A 20,082-nucleotide genomic window follows, 5' to 3' on the forward strand; every position below is an offset into this window, starting at 1 on the left:
TTGCTATTGAGGTATCCGGCGCAGCCACACGAATACTGCGCCGGAGGTCGGGACTATAGAAAACTCAGTTGTTCACCGGGCGTCGTGCGCCCGCTCGGCGGTACCGGTATGTGCGCCGGTGGCTCTTTGGGAGCCAGTAGCGTATTCGTGACATGGTACACTTTCGCTTCCCAGATCCGACTACCACCCAGGCCCCGGACATACGCCTGATAATCGGAGCTGTTAGTCCGTACTGTGTCATACACGAACGTGGCGGGCTTACAGCGCGGGTATCGGCGGTTGCACTTCTCAACGGCGTCACGCATCAGCTCACTAACCACCTTCGGATCATCGGTCAGCACTTGATCGAACCGCTCCAGCTGATCGACGATCACCCGTTCCAGGTTATTACGGGCCGCGTTACCGGTCCCTTTTTTGATGAAATATTGTTGCATGGGCAGGCTTATTTGGGAGTTGGAAACCCTTCGCTGGCTGATACGCGCAGGACAGTCAGTGCTTCTCCACCACGACGGGCGTTCCAGGCTTTGATGCAGAGCGTAAGTCGTTCGATGTTACTCAGGTTTAGCCGCCCCATCTGCCCCGCTTCCAGACGCTGCCGTAACAGAAGTTCGGGCGAGTTGTCGACAAGCCCCGCCCCGCTGGCAATGCGCTTGACGAAGGCGAGCGCCTGTTCATTATCCAGTTTACCCAGCAGGTAATACAGGAAAGCGTATTCGGTCGTAGTGAGCAGGCGACTCTTGGCGTACAGGGTTACGCCAACATTGATGTATGGCGTCATGTCTTCCTGGCGTTGAAAGTCGACGATGTCCTGATTCGTTAAGGTGCGGGTTTTGACGCCCCACGACGAGAGCCGCCCCTGCTGATGCAGGATGACTAATCGAATCAGTCCTGATAGCGCGGATACGTTTTTGTATCCTTCGATGCTCAGCACATCGGCGGCCCGGCGCACCCGGCCCGTGTCGAGCACAGAAAAGATTTCGGGATCGCAATTGCGCGCAACCCAGAACGACTGGGTCGTATCGGACTTGACAACGGCCATTAATCGATGCTGGCCATCGAGCAGCCGCCCGGTCGTGGCAATCTTGATGGGTTCACCGGTGACCTGCCATTTGCCGGCCCGCATTTGCTCAGCCAAGAAATCGACGTGCCGATTCGTCAGGGTCCGGTTGTTCTGGTTATCGGCCAGCATAGTACGGGCGACCTCGGGCGTGATTTCTTCGAGGCCAACCGTCATAGATGGTGTGTTCATAATACTGATCAGTTAAGCGTACGTGTTGAGCATGACGGGCATGGCCAGCATCAGAATGTCCTCGTGTTCGTCTTTATCGGCGGGAATGATCAGGCCGGCGCGGTTCGGGGCTGACATCTCCAGCGAAATCATTTTGCTGCTCAGATTGCTCAGCATTTCCGACAGCAGTTTGGCGTTGAAGCCAATGTCCATTTCGGCACCATCGTATTCGCACAGTAGTTTTTCATTGGCCTCGTTTGAATAGTCCAGGTCTTCTGCCGAGATCACGAGGCTGTTGGCCTTCATCGACAACCGAATCTGATGCGTCGTCCGGTTGGCGTAGATCATGATCCGCTTTAACGAATTCAGCAGATCAGCGCGGCCGATCGTCAGCACGTTGGAGTTGTTGGTCGGAATGGCGTTCTCGTAATCCGGGAACCGCTCGTCGATCAGTCGGCAGATGAGCTTGATCGAGCTGAAGGTAAACGAGGCGTTGGCCTGGCTCATCTCGACGGTTACGGGTACGCCTTCGGGCAAGGCGTTTTTCAGCATCGAAACGGCTTTGCGTGGCAGGATGATCGTGGTACTTTCAGCAGTCTGAATGTCGGTGCGGCGGTACCGAATGAGCCGGTGGCCGTCGGTGGCCACAAACGTGGCGTTATCGCTGTTGAGTTGCAGATAAACCCCCGTCATGGCTGGCCGCAGGTCGTCGGAGCTGGTGGCGAATGCGGTGTGGTTAATTGCGCTCATCAAGGCATCCGACGAGAGTTCGACCGACTGCTTTTTGTTGACGTCCGGAATCTTGGGGTAATCGATCGGATTCTCACCCGACAACTTGTACCGCCCGTTATCGGTCTGGATTTCGGAGCCAAACGTATCGGTATTGACCTTGATCGTGATCGGCTGCTCGGGCAGGCTCCGCAGCGTATCGAGCAGCAGCTTAGCCGGAATGGCGATCGCGCCGCTGTCGGCCGAGTCGATGGGCACCTGCGTGGTCATGGTCGTCTGCAAATCCGAGGCCGTAACCGTGAGCGTGCCGTTGTCGATCTGAAACAGGAAGTTTTCCAGGATCGGAACGATGGGGTTGGCGTTGATGACCCCGTTGATGTTGAGCAGATTCTTTAGCAGAACCGCCGAGGAAACGACGAACTTCATATGCGATAATTGAGCGTTAAAAATGAATTGATTAATTGGTCGGGTGCCCACACTACCGGGCCTCAAGCTGGACCCGGTAGTAGCGCTTCTATCCACACCATAGCGCTGTCTCTGAACAGCGCCACTACCTAAGTAGTGTGGGCACCGTAATGCGTCGGTTTATTGGTTTTCTCTGTCCCAGGCTTCCTTACGTCCGCGCCATCCAGGGAAGTGAGATGATATATTGAACAGATACATTTCGTTACGTAAGTCTTGCTCTGTGGGGCGATCTAATGCTGGCTGCGCTTCAGGCTCAGGTGCCATACGATTGAACCCGTTAGACTCTCTCATCCTATAGGTAATCTGGTCCGAGTTGAGGGGCGCTAGCCGTTCTAACTCTTCGTTAGTCATGGAATTAAGCCACGTCCTAATCTCCCGCCACTCTACTAGTTGCCCACCCTGTAGTTTCATTGTTGATGCCATAGTTAATGTCTAAGGTTTATCACGCCCAAAGGCGTTTGGCCGTTTTCAGTTTATCGGTCAGCTCATTCACGGCTTTCTTGGCGTAGGTCAACGAGTAGGAATGCTGCCGCTCGATGGTGCCGTTTTTCAAGCCCTCGTGTATCGCCTGGGCTTTTTCCAGTTCGTGTTCGTAGAAATCGATCGAATCGGGCATCGACAGATTGATCGTCGCCGCCCGGCTCGCCCAGTACGCCGCCTTGTCTTCGTGGCTGGAGGCTTTTTTGCTCAGTTCGACCGACCGCCCCATCGCGTTCCAACTATCTTCCAAAGTGCGACGATGACGCTTCTCGCTGTGGTGACCGACCAGAATGGGTTGCCCCAGCGGAATGCCCTCGACCAACGAATGCGACCGTTTGTACGCGTCGTCGCTCCTGGCCTCGGCCCGCCCCGCCCAATCGGCGTACCGTTCCGCTTTCCGGGCGGCCCACTCCTGCACGTTGAAGCCGTCGGCTCGGACAATCGAGTAGTAGAAAAACCCGCCCTTCTCGTAAATGAGGTTGAAAACGATGGAGTCATTTTCGCTACCGTACCGGGTAGTGACCGGAATGATGTCCCCTTTTTGATGGGGTTCAGGACATTGGGCGAGGAAGACATTGGGGCAGAATTTGCTGTACGTGTTCATGTTAACTAGCTGTTTTCGTACTATAATTTACCGCCATTTTATGAGGTAAACTACTGATTAACAGAATATTGATAGACCACAGGATAGTTGATTCAGCGCCTTAATCGGCGAGTTCTTCGGCCAGACGTTCCACGCAGGTGCTCAGCGGCAGGCTCAGTTCGGCGGGGAGCGGATGGCGAAAGAATTCGCTCAGCAGTTCGTTGGCGACCAGCAGCTCGTCCTCGGCGACGCCCAGCGACCGCGCCCTGCTCATCACCTGTTCCTCGATGAATTGCATCCGCTCGATAAAAGGGGCTTCGATCAGGTGGAGGTACATGGCTTGGCGCTCCCGAATCAGCCTACGCTCTTCCTTACCCGTCTTGGCCTCCGGCTTCAGCTCTGCCTCGTAGGGTAGGTAGAACTGAGTGACCAGATCGTCCCACAGCGCCAGCACGTCGGACAACGTTTTAGCGAGCCATTCGTCGTTGGTACCAACCAGCCGCTGTATCTCGGCTTGCTGGTGCAGTACGTGGTCCAGGCCGGGGCCGTCGGCAGGCGACTCAAACAAACGAAGCTGGGCGAGGTCGAGGCGACGTTTCATGGTTAGAATAGCTTGAGTTGTCCAAATTTTCCGGCGTTCGTCGGTTCCGGCTGAGGGCGTACCGGCGTATCGATCCGGGCCGTTTTGGGTACGGCAGGGGCCGGTACGGGGGCGGTAGTCGGGGCCGCTTGCCGGGCCGCTTCGTCGGCTTTCTGCTGCTGGGCCAGGTTCCAGGCGCGGCATTGCTCTTTCTGGATCGGCTCGATCGTCGGCACCCCGGTCCACGCCAGGCTTCGGTTGATGGCGTACCCGAATCGCCAGTCATCTGGGTTGAGCGAGTCCATGCACACGGCCTGACCGACGCACCCGTGCAGGCACATATTAGCCGCGGCCATCTTAGTGCAGATAGGATCCAGATCGGCGGCGTACTGATAGTTGCCGGGTGCGGTCACGTGCGCGGCCAGCAGCATCCGTCCGGAACCTGACGCCGGGTCCTGAATACTAAGGCCCTTCCCGGTCATGTCCGTGGTAAAGCCGTTGATGCGAACCATGACCTCGCAGACCTCGGGCGGCGTAAAGAATTGTCCCAGGCTGCTCTTTTTGCCCCGGCTGGCCAGCGTTTCGTAGAACGTACCCAGGGCGTCGTACCAGCCACCGGTGCCATCGACGGCGATCATTTTATCCTGCACCAGTACCCATTCGCGGGTCATGTCGACGAACCAGTTGAGTGAACCGTGCTTTTTTTGTAGACGCTCATACTCACCCTGACGGACAGGCATAAACGATTCGGTCAGAAAATCCACGAAGTCACGAAACGAGTCGGCATAGTCCCATTTGTAGTCGAGTTGAGAAAATACCTTATTGAGCGACCGCAATTCGGGCGGTACGTCGGTTGATTTAGGCATCGCTGTGATTGACTTTATTGGCTCAGAATAGCTTGAACTGCATACCGGGTAAGGTGACGGACCGGGCTCCGCTGTCGAACTGCCGGCGTATCTCGGCAATGGGCAGGTGCTGGCGGAACGCGTGCTGGTGAAGCGGGATCACTTCGTCGAGAATGGTCTGGATCTGTTCATTGCTGAAGCCATCCTCAACATGCAGCCAGATCATGTGGTTGACATCCTTCGCCTCGAACTGCCTGGCCAGCATGCGCGTGGCGTTGGTGATCTCATCGATCTCGAAGCCCTGCGCCCGGCGGCTATACAGACACGGTTGCGTCATGATGCCCATCGGGCGCAGGTTTCGTTGTGGCCAGAATCCATACAGGATGTAGATGCGGGCCGGGTACTTGGTCGGCGGCTTGAAATAGTACCGGACCAGTTCATCCATTACTCCGCGTCCCGAACCGTTTTGACAAACTCTTTGGCCGGTTTGAACGCGGGTTTCGTATGGGCTGGCAGCACTATCGACGTGCCCTTCGAGATGTTCCGGGCGACCTTCTCGGCCACCGGTTTGGGGTGGAACGTACCGAACCCTCTTACATACACGCTCTGCCCGTCGGCAACGGCTTGTTTGACGACTTGCCCGAACGTATCGATCATCTGTGCGGCCTGTTTTTCGGTGATGTCGAGGCCCATTTTGGCGGCTACTTCAGCGGCGGCTTCTGCTTTGGTCATGATTGTATTGAAATTTGATTTGGTTGATTGATTAGGTACTGATTAGGTCCGATCGGCAGCGAGCAGCGCCAGGCGTTCGCGCAGAAATGAGTTCTGGAGGTAGGCGGGTTGCGCCTCATAGATGTGTTGGCGGTAAGTAGCCCAGCCAAGGGCCTCGACCACGTAGGCTTCGTGGACCAGATTGATCGTCGAGACGATATCGACCAGCTGCTGATGCATCGCCCGGCGGTCTACCTCGGCGTCAAGGGCGGTTAATTCCCGATTCGTATCGGCAATGCGTAGCCGGGCCAGCAGGTTGAACCAGGTCGTGTAGCCCACGCGCTTGGCCAGCACCTTGTATTGTTCGGGCCCGAAGCGGGCGATCGGGTGGCCGCTTTGGGAACGAAGTGCGGTGTCGGGATTGTGCTGCACCGTTTTCCGCAGGGCGCGCAGCTGGTGGTCGCGGGATTCGAGCAGGAAGGCGCAGGTTACCTGATCGCCTGACCGCCGCCGCAATACTTCGTAGCTTTCTGGCATACCGACGACGTAGTGATCCAACCCCGCCGGGTAGTAACCCCGCCACACGTAGTTACCCAGCTGTTTGCTGACGAGGGATTCGTCCTGCACCTGGTGGCCGAGTAGGCTCAGAAAGGCCCGGGCCGTAAACAATACGCTGTAATAGGCCTGCGGAAATGACCAGTGCATGGCTTGGTCGGTCACCGGCTCCTGTTCGAGCGAGGCGGTGACGCGCAGCGCATACTCGGCACTCCAACCGTTGAGCAACAGTTTGGCCAGCGACTTGATCTGCGCCTCGGTCAACATAGGCGGATCGAAGGCGCGGAACGCTTTGAGCTGATAGAGGCGGGTTAGGGCATCGTGCTGGCCCAGGTACTCGGCGAACTGGCGGATACCGTCGGGCAGCGTTGGCGGGGCGACCTCCGGAATCAGCGTACATTGATGCCGCCCCACTGTCTTATGGCGCCCGCTATCCGCTACCAGGTACACTTTCCCCGTCTCGGCGGTACTCTTAACGGTTGCGTTATACGAGCGCAGGTGCTTGCCTTCGGCATCGATGGCGACCCGAACGCGATCGCCACGGCTTAATTGTGTAGTCATCTTATTCGTTCAATTGCTTGATCAGTTCGTCAGTCAGGGAAATCGCTTCCCGAACGAGTTCGGGATGGTTGCGCCCCAAACCGGCTTGGACGACAAGCCCGGCCAGGATGTCTTTGGCGATCAGCTCCCGTTTGGTCAATCCGGGCGTTTCATCCGCGATCGGAAAGGCAGGGGCGTCAGGTTTAAGTGGTTCGCTCATTTAGAATTGGCGGTTGATTCGTGGTTGGGCTGGTTGAATCCATTCCTGATAGGCGTCCTGCAGGAAGTCGGGAATGCGCGTCAGCAGCAGCCGCCAGGTAGGTGTTCCCAGCATGAGCCGAAGAGTCGCTTCGTGTACGGCATTGATGCGGCGCACGACGGTGGCGAGTTGCTGCTGAAACTGGAGCAATGTTTTGCCGTCCAGATCGGCCAGCATGGGCAGTTCGCGGTTGCGGGTCGATAATTGCAGACGGCCAAGGATGTCGTACCAGGTCGTGTATGAATCGTCAATCTCGCCGTGCCGGAGCTGATGCTGCCGGGTCTCCACCAAGGTCAGGGTCATGATCAGATCGGCCCGTAGGGTCAGATCGTCGGCCCGGCCCGTCGCCCAGAACGAAAGTGTTTCGGGGTAGAGCCCTTCCCGGACCAGCTTGGCGACCGCCCGGCCGCATTCGGCCTGCGTGCTGGTCACCTGCCCCTCGGCCGCCAGTAGCGCCTGTACGGTGCAGAACGGACTGTAAAACGCGTGCGGGTAGGTAATGGGTACGTAGTGATTAAGGACCTCGCCGTCTTCTACCAGGGGCGTAGACCGTAGGCAGTACTCGGCCGTCCAGCCCTGTACCAGGTATTTGAGCACCAGATCAAGGTCAATCGCGGTGTGGGGGTGCATCAGCGCACCTTGCGGGGGTCGGGCGTCGGTCATCAGATAGGCGCACAGCGTATCGATATGCTCGATGATGGATGGGGCGGTCCGCCGCAGCGGGTCGATTAATGTTTCCATGGATGGATACCGCGTTTGTTCATTGGGGCCCGCTGACGCGAGGCCAGCGGGCGAGATGGGTAGGGATTGCAAACAAGAAATTCGATGAAGGCCCCGGTCAACTGGTTTGCCGGGAGGCCGTGGGGAAAAGCGCCTCTTCCCATTGCTGAATCAGATCGGCCCGTTGCGCGGTCAGCTGATTGAGGTGCGTCTGCCAGGCCTCTTGTTCCGAGGAAGTCGGCTCGCCCATAAACGTTTGCGCGATGTGCTCGTGACGAAACGAGACGTTGCCGCCGAGGTAGATGTCCACGTACAGCGTCCGCCGCTGTACGAACGGGCGGCCGGCCTCTTTGTACGACGACATGATGGGTCCGACGGCTTTGATTTCGGTCAGGATGAGGTTGTGGCCGGTGAAGATTTGGGTCGATTTCATGACTTGGGCGGATTGCAGATGGGGCACAGCATGCGGGCTTTGTGCCGGTTTTTGAGTTTGCGTTCAAAGTGACGGTCGCCGATCCAGCGTCGGACCACGTCGAAGTCGATGCCTCGCTGGGCGGCGACGGCCAGCATTCGGCTGCCGGTACCGTTGCGGTGGTGAAAGAGCCGCTTCTCGACCTCTTTGGCCCACCCGATGTAATGCTGGGCGTGGCTCATGGGCGTATTGAGGTGGATGAGGTAGACCTCGCCCTCGGGTGGTGGTTGGGTCGCCATAGCTATACACCGCCACAGTTTCCGCAGTAGGCCCAACCCGTATGCCCCTCGCTGACCAGCCCGATCGTTGACCCGCAGTAGGGACAAGGCTCCGGCGTAGTTTGCGGATGCAGGGCTTCGTCGATTTGCTTCGGCAGGCTGATGTTGAGCCAGATTGCGTCCAGATCGAGGTCGTCGAAGTTGACCAGCTTGCGGCCACGCAGGCGGCCCAGTGAGGCAACGAGTTGCGCAATGGTGATCGTCATTGGCGCTTCGTTGGCGGCGGCAGCCGTGGCGGCGTACTGGAGCGAAACGGCCTGATATAGATCGTCGGCGGTTTGCGCCATGAAGGAATGGGTCAGGCCGGGCCGCATATGGGGCAGGCAGCGCAGGCGTTCGGCTTCGATCAGGTCGACCAGCGTGGTCAGTACGGTCAGATCCCGGTCGGCTTCGATGGTGCCGGCCGTAAAGAGCGATGAAAGGTTTGAGGCGGTAAGCATCGGAAAGGTTGGTTGGGAGGAAGCCCGCTGCCGGTATGAGTGATGGCAGCGGGCCACTCGATCTATGAATAGTCACTCAGTAGCTGCCGTAGCGGTACGCCTCGGCCCGGTCCTCTTCGGCGCGGGCGATGGCGTCGTCGTAGTTGTCGGCGACCCCGGCGGGCTTGTCGTCGGCCAGCCGGAACGCATCGCTCAGGCCGTAGCCGTACTCATTGATCAGCACCTTCACCCGCTGCCAGCGTGCTTCGGCCTGGATGCGCCGGTTCACGGCGGAAGGAGTCAGGGATTTTGCGATAACAACCATAATACTCTGAATTGCTCTTGATAGCAATCTATGGATTAAGCTTGAGCGAGTGGAGATTGAGGTAACACGAGCCGATCGACGCGGCAATCCCGCCAGTCCTGCCGGCCCAGATCGTAATAGCGCAGCATGCAGTTTTTGTAATCGAAGGCGTTCTGGAGCGAGCCGAGGTCGTTGGGCGAAAACTCGGGAGCGTCCCCGTAGTAACCTACCGCAATCCGAATGTTGCCGTTTTCCTTCTGATAAGCGAAGGTCACGCCTTTGGTGATCATATCGAGATAAAGCCGGTGGGCGTATAGCGCCTTCTCGATCGCTACGGCATCAGCTACTCCCCGGCGTCGGAGCGTAGTGGCCATTTGAAGAATGATACGTTTCATGTTCTGCATATTGATTTGATGTATAAAAGTACTCTTAAGAGCTATTATTTGCAAACATGATAGCAATTATTTGCATAAAAATTTCACAACCGGTTGTTGATACTCAGATTTTTCGTTCCTTCGCGGCCATCCGACTACTTATATATATTTATGCATAAACATAATGAAGTACCTGCGCCGGCAGCGATCCGAATCGGGACGCTGGATGAGCTACGCCGCGACGAACGAAATGCCAACCGAGGTACGGCGCTGGGTGATGAACTGCTGGAAAAGTCGATCGACGAACTGGGCATCGGGCGGGGCGTCGTTGCGGCCGCGGACGGCACGCTGATCGGCGGCAACCACGTCACCGAGAAACTGCGCCAGAAAGGGGTCGAGCGGGTCGTATTCGTGCCGACCGATGGGAAGACGCTGGTTGTGACCCAGCGGATGGATATTCAGCCCGGTACGAAGGCGTTTCACGAACTGGCTTTGGCCGACAACCAGGTCGCGCAGGTCAACCTCAATTTTGACGTCGACGTGGTTGGTCAGCTCGAGGCCGACTTCGATCTTAATCTCGATGACTGGGGCATGGATTTTGACTCGCCCGCCCAGCAGCTGATGGCGCTGGAAAAGGTGCGGATCGATTCGCTGCGCCCCCACCCCCAGAACTACAAAGAACACCCGGCCGACCAGATCGAGCATCTGATCCAGTCGGTGCGTCAGTTCGGGTTGTTCCGGAACGTGGTGATCTCGGCCGACAACTACATTCTCGTCGGGCACGGCCTGACGGTGGCCGTTGGTCAGATGGGGATCGGCTTTATTCCGGTGGTACGGCTGACGATCAACCATGATACTCCGCTGGCGTTGAAGCTACTGGTCGCCGATAACGAGATTGACCACCTCGGCGTGGTCGACGATCGCAAGCTAAGTGAGATCCTCAAAAAGGTCCACGACGACGACACGCTGACCGGCACGGGCTACGATGCCCAGATGCTGGCCAACCTGGTCATGGTCACCCGCTCAAAGGACGAGATCAAGGATTTCAACCAGGCACTGGAGTGGGTCGGGCTACCCGAATTTACCCCGGTCGACAAGCCTGAATTTCGGCTCATCGTGCATTTCGACTCAGAGCAGGACCGGGCCGCTTTTGAGCAGCAGTACGGGGTGCCGATCCTGAAAAAGGAAACCAAGACCTGGAGTACGACTTATCCGTTCGTCGGCCGCGACGACCTCAAAAACGTCCGCTTCGAGAAAGAAAACCTGCTACATGGCAACCCTGACGATCTACCTATTGCTGCTTGAGCTATGGCCCGTTATCCTGTTTATGTCATCTCGAAGGGGCGGTTTGAGAACTGCCTTACGGCGAAGTTCCTGCTGAAAGACCAGGTGCCCTTTGCGCTGGTGGTCGAGCCCCAGGAAGCCGAGGAGTACCGGCGGCGATACCCCGACGCCACGGTGCACGTCTTACCGTTCAGCAACCTGGGCCTCGGCTCGATTCCGGCCCGAAACTGGGTCTGGGAACACGCCCGATCCGAGGGGCATTTTCGCCACTGGATTCTCGACGATAACATGCGTGATGTCCAGCGCCTGTTTCGGGGGAAGCGAATCCGCTGCAACGCCGATATCGGCTTCTCGGTCATTGAAGACTTCACGGACCGTTACGAGAACATTGGTATCGCCGGCATGAACTATAAGATGTTCGTGACCAACCACACCCCGGTACCGTTCTTTCTAAACGTGCACGTCTACTCGTGCTTACTGATCCGTAACGATTTGCCCCACCGCTGGCGCGGCCGTTATAATGAAGACACCGACCTGTGCCTCCAGGTGCTGGCCGATAAGTGGTGCACGGTCCTGTTCAACGCGTTCATGGTCGACAAGATGCGGACGATGACCAGCAAGGGCGGCAACATGACCGAGTTGTATCAGGGTGATGGTCGGCTGCGAATGGCCCGGAGCCTGGAACGGGTCTGGCCGGGCGTGGTCAAGGTCGATCGGCGCTTTCAGCGGCCCCAGCACGTGGTTAAGGATAGCTGGAAAGGGTTCGACACGCCACTGATCCGGCGCACCGATATTGACTGGAACGCACTAGCCCCCGACGAATACGGGGCGCAGCTGATTGCGCTGGCCGAGGTGCAGAGTCCGTCGCTGCGGGCGCTGCTGGCCGAGGTGGCTCACGAAGCTAGGGATGCGCTTCCGGCATTAGTGTCCGATATAGGGACAGCATTTCGTCCTTGAGCCGGATTTCGTTCTGCAGGACCTTATTCTCGCTTTGCAAACTGAGCAGTTGTTGCTGGTGACGCGCTGCCGGGGCGTAGTTATACACGCTGCCATTCCCCTGGGCGCCGTGGTTCGTACCAGAATTGACAATGTTGATGCCGACGCGCACCAGCGGTTCCCCTTCGCCCCGCAGCAGGAAGTCGGCGTTGATCGTCGGGTACTGAAGCAACAACCATTCAATCAGCTCGATCGAAGGCTTCTGTTTTCCGCTTCGAATGTAGCTGATCGTCGGCTCAGCAATGTCGGCCAATTTGGCTACAGCGTAGCCACTCAGGCCTAATTGGTCCAACACGATCAAAAAACGCTGATTCAGCGCGGGCACGTCACTTTCCATATTGTCAACGGCTGGATACATGTGAATCCGTTCACCGATCTGCAAAGTAGGGGCGTAATTCCCGCTAGCGCAACCGTCTTTGTAAAATCGACGACTGGTATATTTTACTTGTAATATATATGCTCTATTTTGCAAACACAAACTCGACACCCTATGACGACGGAACCTACGCGATTTGCTACCAATTTGGCAACGCTTCGACTGTATCTCAACGACATTCTGTACCCAAAACTGTTAAATGAGCATATTGACGATAGCGTTCAGGCGACTGAAGCGACTTACTATTTGTCGCCTGTCAGCCGCGCCAAAGCGTTGCATAAAGAATTCGTTACGTTCATGGGGGAACATCAGAACGAATGGTACAATGCGTATCTGGCCGAATTATTTCGTTTCTTTGACCTATGGGGCGAGAGCCGGGAAGTGGCTCTGCTGACGTTGCGCGATCCAATCATGCTCGAACGCCTGGAGCACTACGCTTATCTCAAACAGGTATTGATCGTCACAACGCCACCTGACGGACCTCGCCATCGTCCTGGGATGGTTGGCCAGCTCAACATACGGAAGCAACTTCTGTACGTCGACGGCTCCTGTTACGCCCTGACAGATAGCTGGAAAATTGATGACCTGACTGCTTAAACCCATGTAAACAACCCCGATATCAACGCTTGCCAGCGCCCCAGTGGAGTATCCCTGGGGCGCTTTCATTCCTCAAAAAGTTTCAGTACTGTTTCAGTGACACCGATGGCCCAAATTGATTATCAGCTAGTTATCGGGCAAATTATAATACATGCCCGGTTTTGCGAAAATTTCGGCCCGGTCGATTTCCCGAAACCTACCAGACAAAAACGTTGTCTTACCTGTATATGCACATACCCATAACCAGTCGTTGGCTACTTGCCGTACCGACTTGGCTGATAGTCAGTCAGCTAGCCGATGCAGCGCCGACCACCGACTATACTCACGGTACAACCCTTCCCTTCGATTCCATCGGCGTCGAACGGCGCGAGGGGCGCCGGTTTGTCCTGCACCGCGTCGATCAGGGGCAAACCCTCTTCGCGGTTGCCCGCCGCTACCGCACAAGCGTCGAAGCCATCCTCGCGGCCAACCCCGACATCAGCACTGGTAGTGTTCGCTACGATCAGTTACTCCACGTACCGATGGGTGAATCGGTTCCCACGAAGAAAGAGCAGCGCGAGGCCGACAAAGCCGCGCGGAAGGATGCTAAAGACAAAGCTCGCCTGACCACCGAAACCGAGCGGACCATCGCCACCGATGTTGCCACCCAGCCAACCGCTCCAAAGCCCCGCCCACGGTCAGATGCCGGCGCGGGGAACGGCACGCACGTAGTCGAATCGGGCCAAACGCTCTATAGCCTGGCGGCACGTTACGGGGTGTCGATGGCGAACCTGCGGCAGTGGAATAACCTGGGTGCCGATGGCATCCGGGTTGGCCAAACGTTGGTGGTCAGCGAAAAAGCCTACCAAGCCAAGACGGGCACGAAAGCAGCGTCGCGAAAGACCGAGTCGGCCGAGTTGTATACGCCGTCTACCAAGACGAAAACACCGGATCTTGCGCCACTCGATACCAAGCCGCTGATTACGCCTGAGCCGCCCCTGGCACCTGGTAGCAAGCCTAAACCCAAGCCTAAACCTGCCACGACCGAAACCGCCGAGGCCGAAGAACGTACCCAGCCAACTCGCCGCGCCGAGCCCGTTGCTGAAACACGCCCCGCCCCGCCCAAAACCACGGAGCCCAGTTCTGATAACGAACCCGTAGCCGCAACGACCAAGGCCAAAGCGGGTGGATCGGTGCACATGCAGTCGGAGGTTGGCTTTGCCGATGTCATCGAGGGTGATAACCAGTCGAGCAAGTATTTGGCGCTGCACCGGTCGGCCCCGGTGGGTACGTTGGTGCAGGTCCGCAACGACATCAGCAACCAAAGTCTGTACGTGAAAGTAGTGGGGAAACTACCCGATACGGGCCTCAACGATCAGGTGCTGATTCGCCTCTCGAACCGGGCCTTCGAGAAACTTTCGCCCAATGGCCAGCGTTTTCGAGCCGAAGTGAGTTATGCGAAATAGTCATTAGCTACGCGTCATTCATAGTCATTTGTGGTCATTCATTGTCATTCGTCGCTTTTTACAATGAATGACTAGCAATGACCACAAATGACTAAACACTTATGGAATCGAAAGAAGAACGAGTAGCCCGTCGGCATAGAGAGCGCGACGAGAAAATGCGGGCGTCAGTAGGCTTCAAGACGTTCAACGTGCTGTTTATTCTGGCCTATCCGTTCATTGCCGTTTTCACCTTCGTGATGTCAACGTTGCTCGCCATTCTGTCGGGCATTTCACGGGCCAGCGCTTGGGTCGCCAGCGGCGGAAAGAGTAAATAAAGGGTAATAATCAAGGGGTCGGGCGTGGTCGATGCAATGTTGTATCGACCACGCCCGACCCCTTGACTGTTCTATTGACTATTCAGTCCCCTACGCTTCTACGGGCGTCTGCCAGCGTTGGGCAACGGCCAGCGTGTACTGGACAAAGGCGCGGGCCGTGCGGTCATAAACGTCGCTACCAATAAACTGCCCGTCGGCATCGAGATTCTTATCCGTCTCGTGCGATTCGTAGAGCTTTGGCGACACAATCGAATAGCTGTTGGTAAAGCTGATGACCTTGTTCACGACCGTCATCATATCGAGTGCCGGCTGGCGCCCGCCCCGCCCGTTCGACGTACCGGCCGTAGCGAATACTTTTCCGTCAAACAACTGCTTGAAGGCGGGCGTACCCAGCAGATGGAATGTGTTAACGATCTGAGGGGTGGCCGTCCAGTTGTATTCGGGTGAGGTCAGAAAGATCAGGTCGGCGCTACCCCAGGCAGCAACGAGCTCCTGCTGAAAGGGCGTGAGGGTGTCGGGGCTAAGCCAGGCCGACCCAACGAGCGGCAGATCATAGTGCGCGAAGTCGATCAGCGACACCTCATGCTCGCCGCTTTCCTGCAACACGTTCTGGATAAATTTCGAAAAACGGAGTGTATTACTGTTGGCGCGGGGAGAGCCCGACAAAATAGTAATTTTCATGGATCAGTATTGTTTCATAGGCAGTTAGCGGCAGCAATGGCGCAACGAAGGCCGCGGCCCGGTGCCTAACGGCTCTTCCTGTGAAACCACAAGGTTAAGCAGATAGTTTACCCCGCATACCTCAGCAAACTACCTACTTTTTATGACGACGAATCGCCTTTGCGTAATCACCGGTGCCAATTCGGGAATTGGTAAAATCACGGCACAGGAGTTGGCCCGGAAAGGCTTCGATATTGTCATGCTCTGCCGCAACCTCGACAAAGCACGACCCGTTCAGCAGGCCATTCAGGCCGCAAACCCAACCGTCACCATCGACCTGATCCAGTGCGATGTGGCCAGTATGGCCTCGGTGCGGGCGGCAGCCGCTCAGGTTCAGGACCGCTACGATCACATCGACGTGCTGGTTAACAACGCCGGGTTGTACATCACCAACGAGCAATACTCACCCGATGGCTACGAACTGACCTTCGCCACCAACCACCTCGGCGCGTTTCTGCTGACCAACCTGCTGCTCGATCTGCTGCGGAAAGGGCAGGATGCCCGCGTGGTGACGGTATCGTCGGAAGCGCACCGATTAGCCGGTACGTTTCGGCTCGATGAACTGGCCCGGCCCACCTCCTACGGCGCCATGAAGGCCTACGGCAAATCGAAGCTGTGCAATATTCTGTTCGCCAAAGAACTAGCCGACCGCCTCATGGACGACGGCATCACCTCGAACAGCTTACATCCCGGCACCGTAAGCACCAATTTCGCGGCCGATTCGGGGGCGGTCTTTGGCGCCATTCTCAGCCTGGCGCGGCCGTTTCTGAAAACGCCGGAGCAAGGGGCCGCTACCTCCATTTTTCTGGCTGCCTCGCCCCAGGTCGAACACGTTACGGGCCTGTATTTCGACGATAGCAAGCCAAAAACGCCGACCAAAGACGCCCAGAATAACTTCTACGCCAAACGCCTCTGGGAGCTCAGCACTGAGCTGGTGGGCCTGTAAACCACCGGTCAAGAGCAGTTGCCCAGCGAGTTTGTAACGTCTGTGGCTAGGTAATGCATAGCTAGGTACGTTGCCCAAACGGTGTGGTCGACGTACCCGTCAATTAGTCGAACTGGGCTGTTTGGCCCGCCTGGGACCGTTCCAAACGCCCCAAAGGGTGCCAAACAGCCCATTTTCGAGCAGTGGGGTGTGCTGTGTTTTTATGTTTGGCTCCATAAAACGCAACACGCCCCATGAAAAATATCCACCGTTTAGTGTGCCTGCTGACCTTCGGCTGGCTGGTTGCTCACCACACCATCGCCCAGGATTTTCAAACGTACCTGAGCAAGCACGCCACAGCCTACCAACCCGGCCAACCCGGCAGCTATAGTGTATTCGATTCGGCCTTCTACCAGAACGACGTCTTTCTGCTGGGTGAAGTGCACGGATACGCGGCTCCCCAAACGATCGACCTCGACCTGCTGAAGCACCTGAATCAGCGCGTCGGTCTTCGGTATTACCTAGCCGAAATGGATTTCGCTCAGGCTACGCTGGTCAACGACTACTTGCAGACGGGCGATACCACGCGGCTCGATTCGCTGTTTCGGGGTTTCCGGCGGCAAACCATTGCCGGTACGTCGCAATGGGGGAATCAGGAGTTTTACGCCAAGCTGTTGGCCATCCGGGCGTATAACCAAACCCGCCCCGACAACCTCCGGATCCGGTTTCTCGGCGTCGACTGGTTTCAGCCCCGGGCTACCATTGCCCGCTCGCTCCTGAAACACATCCTGCAAACAAAAACAAAGTCGATTACCGGGCTTCCGCTCCTCGACAGCCTGCGGTTGGTGGTGCTGGCCGACAGTTTCAACCTGCTGAAAGCGCAGCCCTTTACCAAACGAATCAGAGCCGACATGGCCGCCAACAAAGCGATATACCAGCAACTATTGGGCGATCAACGGCTGCCGTTTCAGTTCTTCTTTGAGCTGTTGAACTGCGCCGACGACAAGCTGACCCGCGACGAGGTAGCCCTGCGCATGACGCAATGTATGGTCGATGAAATGGGGCTTCAACGCGAAAAACTGTATGGCCTTTGGGGCTACACCCACATCCTGCAGGCTGGCACGGGTAAGCAGCCAACGTTGTCGGGCCTGCTGACCAAATCGGGGCGGCGGGTAGTTACGATGGCTACGTTTTTCAAAGACAGCGATATGCTCATTCACTGCAAGCACCTGCCGTTTTTCCTGCGTACGGGGAAGGGGCCGTTCTGCCATACCAAAAGCCTGAACGCGGACGGGAAGGTGTTTAAAATCGACAAATTCGATGATGTCGAGACACTTAGTGCGGCTAATTCGCTAACGCTGTTCCGGCTCGATGCCCCCGATTCGCCCTATCGGCAAACGCTTCGGTTAATTAAAGTGGGTGGGCTGACGGGCACCAAAATCGCCCCCTACGAATTGGCCCCAACCGTAACGACCGACTATTTCCAGTACGTTTTTGTAGTCAGGGACTCACCGCCCGTTACTGTCTGGGGAAACTAGAACGTACCTGAGCTTACCACTCAGGTACGTTCGTGGCGGGCTTGCTTTATTCTGCACCGATAAGCCGGCCAGTTAGTGCTTCGTTTCGAGGTAATGGCGTTTCAGGAGGTCGTCGCCGAAGTCGTTCCCTTTTTCGCGGAGAATGGCGTGGATGTGGTTGCCATCATTCTGAAAACCAACGTTATCGTACTCAATCAGGAAGTCGGGTCCGTTGATGATGTAGTAGTGTGGTTTGTTGTTTTCGAGACTGCCAACCCAGGCAAAGTACACCTTCTCGAGCCCTGATTTCATGATTTTGTCGTACAGCTGATGGGCTTTCTGGTGCTCGAAATTGTGCGTGTATTCCTGAATCAACAGGGTCAGAATGGCCTGCTGATCGGCCGTGAACCGGCTCGCGGCGATGCCGTAATAGCTGGTGATGCGCTGACTGCCCTGCGGCGACGTGATGATATCTTTGGGTACGTCCTGCTTCAGAATAGCCACCGCTTTCTGCGCGTCGGTGAGGGCGTTGATCAGCAGGAAACCGTAGTCTTCCTCCTTGCTCAGCACCCGCAACCCCGCGTATTTCCCCGACTTCACTTCGGACGGATCGGTGCCGATAAAATAAGGCGACATGGAGATGGCCTGACCGGTAGACGTCAGGCTGAGAGCCAGGTGATGGCCACCGAAATTCAGACCCCAGGCCTCGCCCGGTTGCGGTTTGCCCCAGATCGAGATGAAATAGTTGCCGTGCGACCATTTCATATTCTGCATCATGGTCAGCATGCGCTGATCGATTTTACCGCTGTCGAACGCCTGCTGGTAGAGCGTGTTCAGGATGTCGTCGAGTTGCATGAGGCTGGTGGTTTTCAGGTACCCCTGCGAACTCAGCATCGCCGATAGAACCCGATGAAAGGCGAGGCGGCTGTTGTCGGACAGCGATCCGTAGGCAATGCCCGGCCGGGGCACCAGACCAACGGGCAGGTTCGTCCATTTGAACCGGAGCGAATCGGTAAAGGCATACTGGGTACGTTGCCGTTCGTCCGCCGATAACGTACCCAGAAAGCGGCTGGTCGCTTCGGTAATGACGGTCACTGACTGGGAAAAGCTGGTGAACGAGAGCAACAAACAGGCAAAGAGGAGGGTGAGACGATGGCGCATACGTGTTGTGAATTGGTAACTAGCTGTGTAGTAAGCAACAAATCCGAGTAAGTTACCTACGCTGGCTGGCCAGGAAAAAGGGCCCTTATCTTTGCGGCTCAATCTGGATCGATACCTCCTCTATGCGTTACCCTACTCAACCCGACCCCGCCCCGATTACCCGTCACTTACGCGCCATGTTTGGCTCACGACTGTTGTTGGCCGCCGTTCACCACCTACCTGTTTTTGACGTACTCAGCGGCGGGCCGTTGTCGCTGTCCGAACTAAGTACGCGACTGGGGCTGGCCGAACGCCCGGCGATGGTGCTCTTCCCGGCCCTGTGCGCCATGGATCTGCTCCGCTATGACCAACAGAGCCGCCTGGCCATCACAGAACTGGGCCGTTACGTTACTCAAAGCCAGACGCCAAACCTAAGGGGCTACACAGGCCTCGAAAAAGACGATCCGGGTGTGGTAGAGATGGCACAGTTACTCCGGCACGATGGTCCGCTGGACGCGCCACAGGGCATTTCGTTCGTGAAAGAAGGGGATGGCCCATCGCCGATGGACGATACCGAACTGGCCCGCAAATTCACGCTGGGGCTGGCGGGTCGGGCGCAATTACTCTCGCCTATTGTAGCGGCCAACCTCCCGAAACACGACGGGCATCTGCTCGACGTGGCTGGTGGCACGGGTTTCTATACCTACGAATGGCTCCTGGCCAACCCGAATGCAACGGCTACCTTGTTCGACCGGCCGGCGGTGCTGGCCGTAGCCGCTGAATTGCTCGAGCAGTTTACCAGTAGCGGACGGCCGGGGGCCGATGCGGTGAAGGAGCGGGTGACCTTCCAGCCCGGCGATATGCTGACCGACGACTTGCCACAGACGGACCTGCTGCTGGCCGCCAGCCTTTTCCACGACTGGCCAACCCCGACTTGTGAGCAACTGGCGCAACGGTTTGCCGCAGCCCTGCGCCCCGGTGGCGAAATCTGGGTGCACGATAGTTTTCTGGACGACACGCTGGACGGCCCATTGGCCGCTACTGATTACTCAGCGCAGCTTTTCTGGGCAACCAAAGGCCGCTGCTACAGCCGGGCCGAGTACCAAAGCTGGTTCAAACAGGCCGGTCTGACGCCACTCCCCGCCGCCATCCCCACCCAGCTGGACTATGGGCTGATTGGCGCCCGAAAGGGCTAGGCCCTACTGATCCGTGCGGTACGTAAGCGG

Annotated in this window: 27 protein-coding genes; 8 read left to right on the top strand and 19 right to left on the bottom strand. The window is 57.0% G+C overall.

Going from position 1 to position 20,082, the window contains the following annotated elements; genetic code table 11:
- Positions 1–53 precede the first annotated feature (53 nt).
- The 16 genes from FAES_RS20770 to FAES_RS20850 all read right to left on the bottom strand — a co-directional run bounded on the left by FAES_RS20770 (position 54) and on the right by FAES_RS20850 (position 9,563).
- Complete coding sequence (locus tag FAES_RS20770; protein WP_015333147.1) at positions 54–434, bottom strand: hypothetical protein; 381 nt, start codon at positions 432–434, stop codon at positions 54–56.
- 8 nt (positions 435–442) lie between these two features.
- Complete coding sequence (locus FAES_RS20775; RefSeq protein WP_015333148.1) at positions 443–1,249, bottom strand: hypothetical protein; 807 nt, start codon at positions 1,247–1,249, stop codon at positions 443–445.
- Positions 1,250–1,261: 12 nt separating this feature from the next.
- Positions 1,262–2,383 carry a DNA polymerase III subunit beta gene (gene dnaN, locus FAES_RS20780; protein WP_015333149.1) on the bottom strand — a complete coding sequence of 374 codons (1,122 nt, stop codon included), beginning with the start codon at positions 2,381–2,383 and terminating at the stop codon, positions 1,262–1,264.
- 481 nt (positions 2,384–2,864) lie between these two features.
- Entirely contained in the window at positions 2,865–3,506 is a 642-nt protein-coding gene (locus FAES_RS20790; RefSeq protein ID WP_015333150.1) for a DUF3560 domain-containing protein, read from the bottom strand.
- Positions 3,507–3,606: 100 nt separating this feature from the next.
- Positions 3,607–4,086: a hypothetical protein gene (locus FAES_RS20795; protein ID WP_015333151.1), complete on the bottom strand. Its 480-nt coding sequence runs from the start codon at positions 4,084–4,086 to the stop codon at positions 3,607–3,609.
- 2 nt (positions 4,087–4,088) lie between these two features.
- Positions 4,089–4,931, bottom strand: coding sequence for an N-6 DNA methylase (locus FAES_RS20800; protein ID WP_015333152.1), 843 nt, complete (start codon positions 4,929–4,931; stop codon positions 4,089–4,091).
- Between the two features lie 22 nt (positions 4,932–4,953).
- Positions 4,954–5,355 carry a hypothetical protein gene (locus FAES_RS20805; protein ID WP_015333153.1) on the bottom strand — a complete coding sequence of 134 codons (402 nt, stop codon included), beginning with the start codon at positions 5,353–5,355 and terminating at the stop codon, positions 4,954–4,956.
- Positions 5,355–5,642, bottom strand: a complete 288-nt coding sequence (locus FAES_RS20810; RefSeq protein ID WP_015333154.1) for an HU family DNA-binding protein — start codon at positions 5,640–5,642, stop codon at positions 5,355–5,357. Before FAES_RS20810 ends, FAES_RS20805 begins: the two co-directional genes overlap by 1 nt.
- 42 nt (positions 5,643–5,684) lie before the next feature.
- Positions 5,685–6,737, bottom strand: a complete 1,053-nt coding sequence (locus FAES_RS20815) for a hypothetical protein (protein ID WP_015333155.1) — start codon at positions 6,735–6,737, stop codon at positions 5,685–5,687.
- Between the two features lies 1 nt (position 6,738).
- Positions 6,739–6,936 carry a hypothetical protein gene (locus FAES_RS20820; protein ID WP_015333156.1) on the bottom strand — a complete coding sequence of 66 codons (198 nt, stop codon included), beginning with the start codon at positions 6,934–6,936 and terminating at the stop codon, positions 6,739–6,741.
- Positions 6,937–7,716: a HEPN domain-containing protein gene (locus FAES_RS20825; RefSeq protein ID WP_015333157.1), complete on the bottom strand. Its 780-nt coding sequence runs from the start codon at positions 7,714–7,716 to the stop codon at positions 6,937–6,939.
- Between the two features lie 97 nt (positions 7,717–7,813).
- Positions 7,814–8,128 carry a hypothetical protein gene (locus FAES_RS20830; RefSeq protein WP_015333158.1) on the bottom strand — a complete coding sequence of 105 codons (315 nt, stop codon included), beginning with the start codon at positions 8,126–8,128 and terminating at the stop codon, positions 7,814–7,816.
- Positions 8,125–8,406 (bottom strand): hypothetical protein, encoded by a 282-nt coding sequence (locus FAES_RS20835; RefSeq protein WP_015333159.1) that lies wholly within the window; start codon positions 8,404–8,406, stop codon positions 8,125–8,127. Before FAES_RS20835 ends, FAES_RS20830 begins: the two co-directional genes overlap by 4 nt.
- Positions 8,407–8,408: 2 nt before the next feature.
- Positions 8,409–8,885 carry a hypothetical protein gene (locus tag FAES_RS20840; protein ID WP_015333160.1) on the bottom strand — a complete coding sequence of 159 codons (477 nt, stop codon included), beginning with the start codon at positions 8,883–8,885 and terminating at the stop codon, positions 8,409–8,411.
- Positions 8,886–8,961: 76 nt separating this feature from the next.
- Positions 8,962–9,189 (bottom strand): hypothetical protein, encoded by a 228-nt coding sequence (locus FAES_RS20845; protein ID WP_015333161.1) that lies wholly within the window; start codon positions 9,187–9,189, stop codon positions 8,962–8,964.
- A gap of 35 nt (positions 9,190–9,224) precedes the next feature.
- Positions 9,225–9,563, bottom strand: a complete 339-nt coding sequence (locus tag FAES_RS20850) for an SH3 beta-barrel fold-containing protein (RefSeq protein ID WP_148289425.1) — start codon at positions 9,561–9,563, stop codon at positions 9,225–9,227.
- 150 nt (positions 9,564–9,713) lie between these two features.
- Between FAES_RS20850 and FAES_RS20855 the strand changes: the two genes are divergently transcribed.
- Together FAES_RS20855 and FAES_RS20860 are read left to right on the top strand one after the other, a co-directional pair.
- The gene (locus FAES_RS20855; RefSeq protein ID WP_015333163.1) at positions 9,714–10,847 is read left to right on the top strand and encodes a ParB N-terminal domain-containing protein; all 1,134 of its coding nucleotides are present in this window, start codon (positions 9,714–9,716) and stop codon (positions 10,845–10,847) included.
- A 3-nt stretch (positions 10,848–10,850) separates the two neighbouring features.
- Positions 10,851–11,783 carry a GREB1-related protein gene (locus tag FAES_RS20860; RefSeq protein WP_015333164.1) on the top strand — a complete coding sequence of 311 codons (933 nt, stop codon included), beginning with the start codon at positions 10,851–10,853 and terminating at the stop codon, positions 11,781–11,783.
- Here FAES_RS20860 and FAES_RS30660 read toward each other — a convergent pair.
- Positions 11,728–12,180, bottom strand: coding sequence for a helix-turn-helix domain-containing protein (locus tag FAES_RS30660; protein ID WP_015333165.1), 453 nt, complete (start codon positions 12,178–12,180; stop codon positions 11,728–11,730). The two genes, FAES_RS20860 and FAES_RS30660, sit on opposite strands and share 56 nt — an antisense overlap.
- A gap of 132 nt (positions 12,181–12,312) precedes the next feature.
- On the opposite strand from FAES_RS30660, the gene FAES_RS20870 reads away from it, so the two are divergent.
- The 3 genes from FAES_RS20870 (at position 12,313) to FAES_RS20880 (ending at position 14,554) form a co-directional block, all read left to right on the top strand.
- Complete coding sequence (locus FAES_RS20870) at positions 12,313–12,795, top strand: hypothetical protein (RefSeq protein ID WP_015333166.1); 483 nt, start codon at positions 12,313–12,315, stop codon at positions 12,793–12,795.
- 227 nt (positions 12,796–13,022) lie between these two features.
- Positions 13,023–14,240: a LysM peptidoglycan-binding domain-containing protein gene (locus FAES_RS20875; RefSeq protein ID WP_015333167.1), complete on the top strand. Its 1,218-nt coding sequence runs from the start codon at positions 13,023–13,025 to the stop codon at positions 14,238–14,240.
- A gap of 101 nt (positions 14,241–14,341) precedes the next feature.
- On the top strand, positions 14,342–14,554 hold the full coding sequence (locus FAES_RS20880) for a hypothetical protein (RefSeq protein WP_015333168.1): 213 nt from the start codon (positions 14,342–14,344) through the stop codon (positions 14,552–14,554).
- 90 nt (positions 14,555–14,644) lie between these two features.
- Here the strand turns inward: FAES_RS20880 and FAES_RS20885 are convergent, their stop codons facing one another.
- Positions 14,645–15,235 carry an NAD(P)H-dependent oxidoreductase gene (locus FAES_RS20885; protein WP_015333169.1) on the bottom strand — a complete coding sequence of 197 codons (591 nt, stop codon included), beginning with the start codon at positions 15,233–15,235 and terminating at the stop codon, positions 14,645–14,647.
- Between the two features lie 142 nt (positions 15,236–15,377).
- On the opposite strand from FAES_RS20885, the gene FAES_RS20890 reads away from it, so the two are divergent.
- A complete protein-coding gene (locus tag FAES_RS20890; protein ID WP_015333170.1) occupies positions 15,378–16,220 on the top strand; it encodes an SDR family oxidoreductase in 843 nt (280 codons plus the stop codon).
- Between the two features lie 233 nt (positions 16,221–16,453).
- Positions 16,454–17,737, top strand: coding sequence for an erythromycin esterase family protein (locus FAES_RS20895; RefSeq protein ID WP_015333172.1), 1,284 nt, complete (start codon positions 16,454–16,456; stop codon positions 17,735–17,737).
- Between the two features lie 72 nt (positions 17,738–17,809).
- Here FAES_RS20895 and FAES_RS20900 read toward each other — a convergent pair whose 3' ends face one another.
- Complete coding sequence (locus FAES_RS20900) at positions 17,810–18,877, bottom strand: DUF3500 domain-containing protein (RefSeq protein ID WP_015333173.1); 1,068 nt, start codon at positions 18,875–18,877, stop codon at positions 17,810–17,812.
- A gap of 122 nt (positions 18,878–18,999) precedes the next feature.
- Between FAES_RS20900 and FAES_RS20905 the strand changes: the two genes are divergently transcribed.
- Positions 19,000–20,052 carry a methyltransferase gene (locus tag FAES_RS20905; protein ID WP_015333174.1) on the top strand — a complete coding sequence of 351 codons (1,053 nt, stop codon included), beginning with the start codon at positions 19,000–19,002 and terminating at the stop codon, positions 20,050–20,052.
- Positions 20,053–20,082: the final 30 nt, after the last annotated feature.

It is taken from the genome of Fibrella aestuarina BUZ 2 (genome assembly GCF_000331105.1).
GTDB lineage: Bacteria > Bacteroidota > Bacteroidia > Cytophagales > Spirosomataceae > Fibrella > Fibrella aestuarina.

Bases quoted from the DNA above. Each gene is read 5' to 3' on its own strand.
- FAES_RS20800 (WP_015333152.1), bottom strand. From the start codon at position 4,931: ATGCCTAAATCAACCGACGTACCGCCCGAATTGCGGTCGCTCAATAAG.
- FAES_RS20870 (WP_015333166.1), top strand. From the start codon at position 12,313: ATGACGACGGAACCTACGCGATTTGCTACCAATTTGGCAACGCTTCGA.
- FAES_RS20795 (WP_015333151.1), bottom strand. From the start codon at position 4,086: ATGAAACGTCGCCTCGACCTCGCCCAGCTTCGTTTGTTTGAGTCGCCT.
- FAES_RS20875 (WP_015333167.1), top strand. From the start codon at position 13,023: ATGCACATACCCATAACCAGTCGTTGGCTACTTGCCGTACCGACTTGG.
- FAES_RS30660 (WP_015333165.1), bottom strand. From the start codon at position 12,180: ATGTATCCAGCCGTTGACAATATGGAAAGTGACGTGCCCGCGCTGAAT.
- FAES_RS20815 (WP_015333155.1), bottom strand. From the start codon at position 6,737: ATGACTACACAATTAAGCCGTGGCGATCGCGTTCGGGTCGCCATCGAT.
- FAES_RS20775 (WP_015333148.1), bottom strand. From the start codon at position 1,249: ATGAACACACCATCTATGACGGTTGGCCTCGAAGAAATCACGCCCGAG.
- FAES_RS20890 (WP_015333170.1), top strand. From the start codon at position 15,378: ATGACGACGAATCGCCTTTGCGTAATCACCGGTGCCAATTCGGGAATT.
- FAES_RS20830 (WP_015333158.1), bottom strand. From the start codon at position 8,128: ATGAAATCGACCCAAATCTTCACCGGCCACAACCTCATCCTGACCGAA.
- FAES_RS20855 (WP_015333163.1), top strand. From the start codon at position 9,714: ATGCATAAACATAATGAAGTACCTGCGCCGGCAGCGATCCGAATCGGG.
- FAES_RS20770 (WP_015333147.1), bottom strand. From the start codon at position 434: ATGCAACAATATTTCATCAAAAAAGGGACCGGTAACGCGGCCCGTAAT.
- FAES_RS20810 (WP_015333154.1), bottom strand. From the start codon at position 5,642: ATGACCAAAGCAGAAGCCGCCGCTGAAGTAGCCGCCAAAATGGGCCTC.
- FAES_RS20900 (WP_015333173.1), bottom strand. From the start codon at position 18,877: ATGCGCCATCGTCTCACCCTCCTCTTTGCCTGTTTGTTGCTCTCGTTC.
- FAES_RS20805 (WP_015333153.1), bottom strand. From the start codon at position 5,355: ATGGATGAACTGGTCCGGTACTATTTCAAGCCGCCGACCAAGTACCCG.
- FAES_RS20820 (WP_015333156.1), bottom strand. From the start codon at position 6,936: ATGAGCGAACCACTTAAACCTGACGCCCCTGCCTTTCCGATCGCGGAT.
- FAES_RS20835 (WP_015333159.1), bottom strand. From the start codon at position 8,406: ATGGCGACCCAACCACCACCCGAGGGCGAGGTCTACCTCATCCACCTC.
- FAES_RS20825 (WP_015333157.1), bottom strand. From the start codon at position 7,716: ATGGAAACATTAATCGACCCGCTGCGGCGGACCGCCCCATCCATCATC.
- dnaN (WP_015333149.1), bottom strand. From the start codon at position 2,383: ATGAAGTTCGTCGTTTCCTCGGCGGTTCTGCTAAAGAATCTGCTCAAC.
- FAES_RS20905 (WP_015333174.1), top strand. From the start codon at position 19,000: ATGCGTTACCCTACTCAACCCGACCCCGCCCCGATTACCCGTCACTTA.
- FAES_RS20840 (WP_015333160.1), bottom strand. From the start codon at position 8,885: ATGCTTACCGCCTCAAACCTTTCATCGCTCTTTACGGCCGGCACCATC.
- FAES_RS20895 (WP_015333172.1), top strand. From the start codon at position 16,454: ATGAAAAATATCCACCGTTTAGTGTGCCTGCTGACCTTCGGCTGGCTG.
- FAES_RS20845 (WP_015333161.1), bottom strand. From the start codon at position 9,189: ATGGTTGTTATCGCAAAATCCCTGACTCCTTCCGCCGTGAACCGGCGC.
- FAES_RS20790 (WP_015333150.1), bottom strand. From the start codon at position 3,506: ATGAACACGTACAGCAAATTCTGCCCCAATGTCTTCCTCGCCCAATGT.
- FAES_RS20880 (WP_015333168.1), top strand. From the start codon at position 14,342: ATGGAATCGAAAGAAGAACGAGTAGCCCGTCGGCATAGAGAGCGCGAC.
- FAES_RS20850 (WP_148289425.1), bottom strand. From the start codon at position 9,563: ATGAAACGTATCATTCTTCAAATGGCCACTACGCTCCGACGCCGGGGA.
- FAES_RS20860 (WP_015333164.1), top strand. From the start codon at position 10,851: ATGGCCCGTTATCCTGTTTATGTCATCTCGAAGGGGCGGTTTGAGAAC.
- FAES_RS20885 (WP_015333169.1), bottom strand. From the start codon at position 15,235: ATGAAAATTACTATTTTGTCGGGCTCTCCCCGCGCCAACAGTAATACA.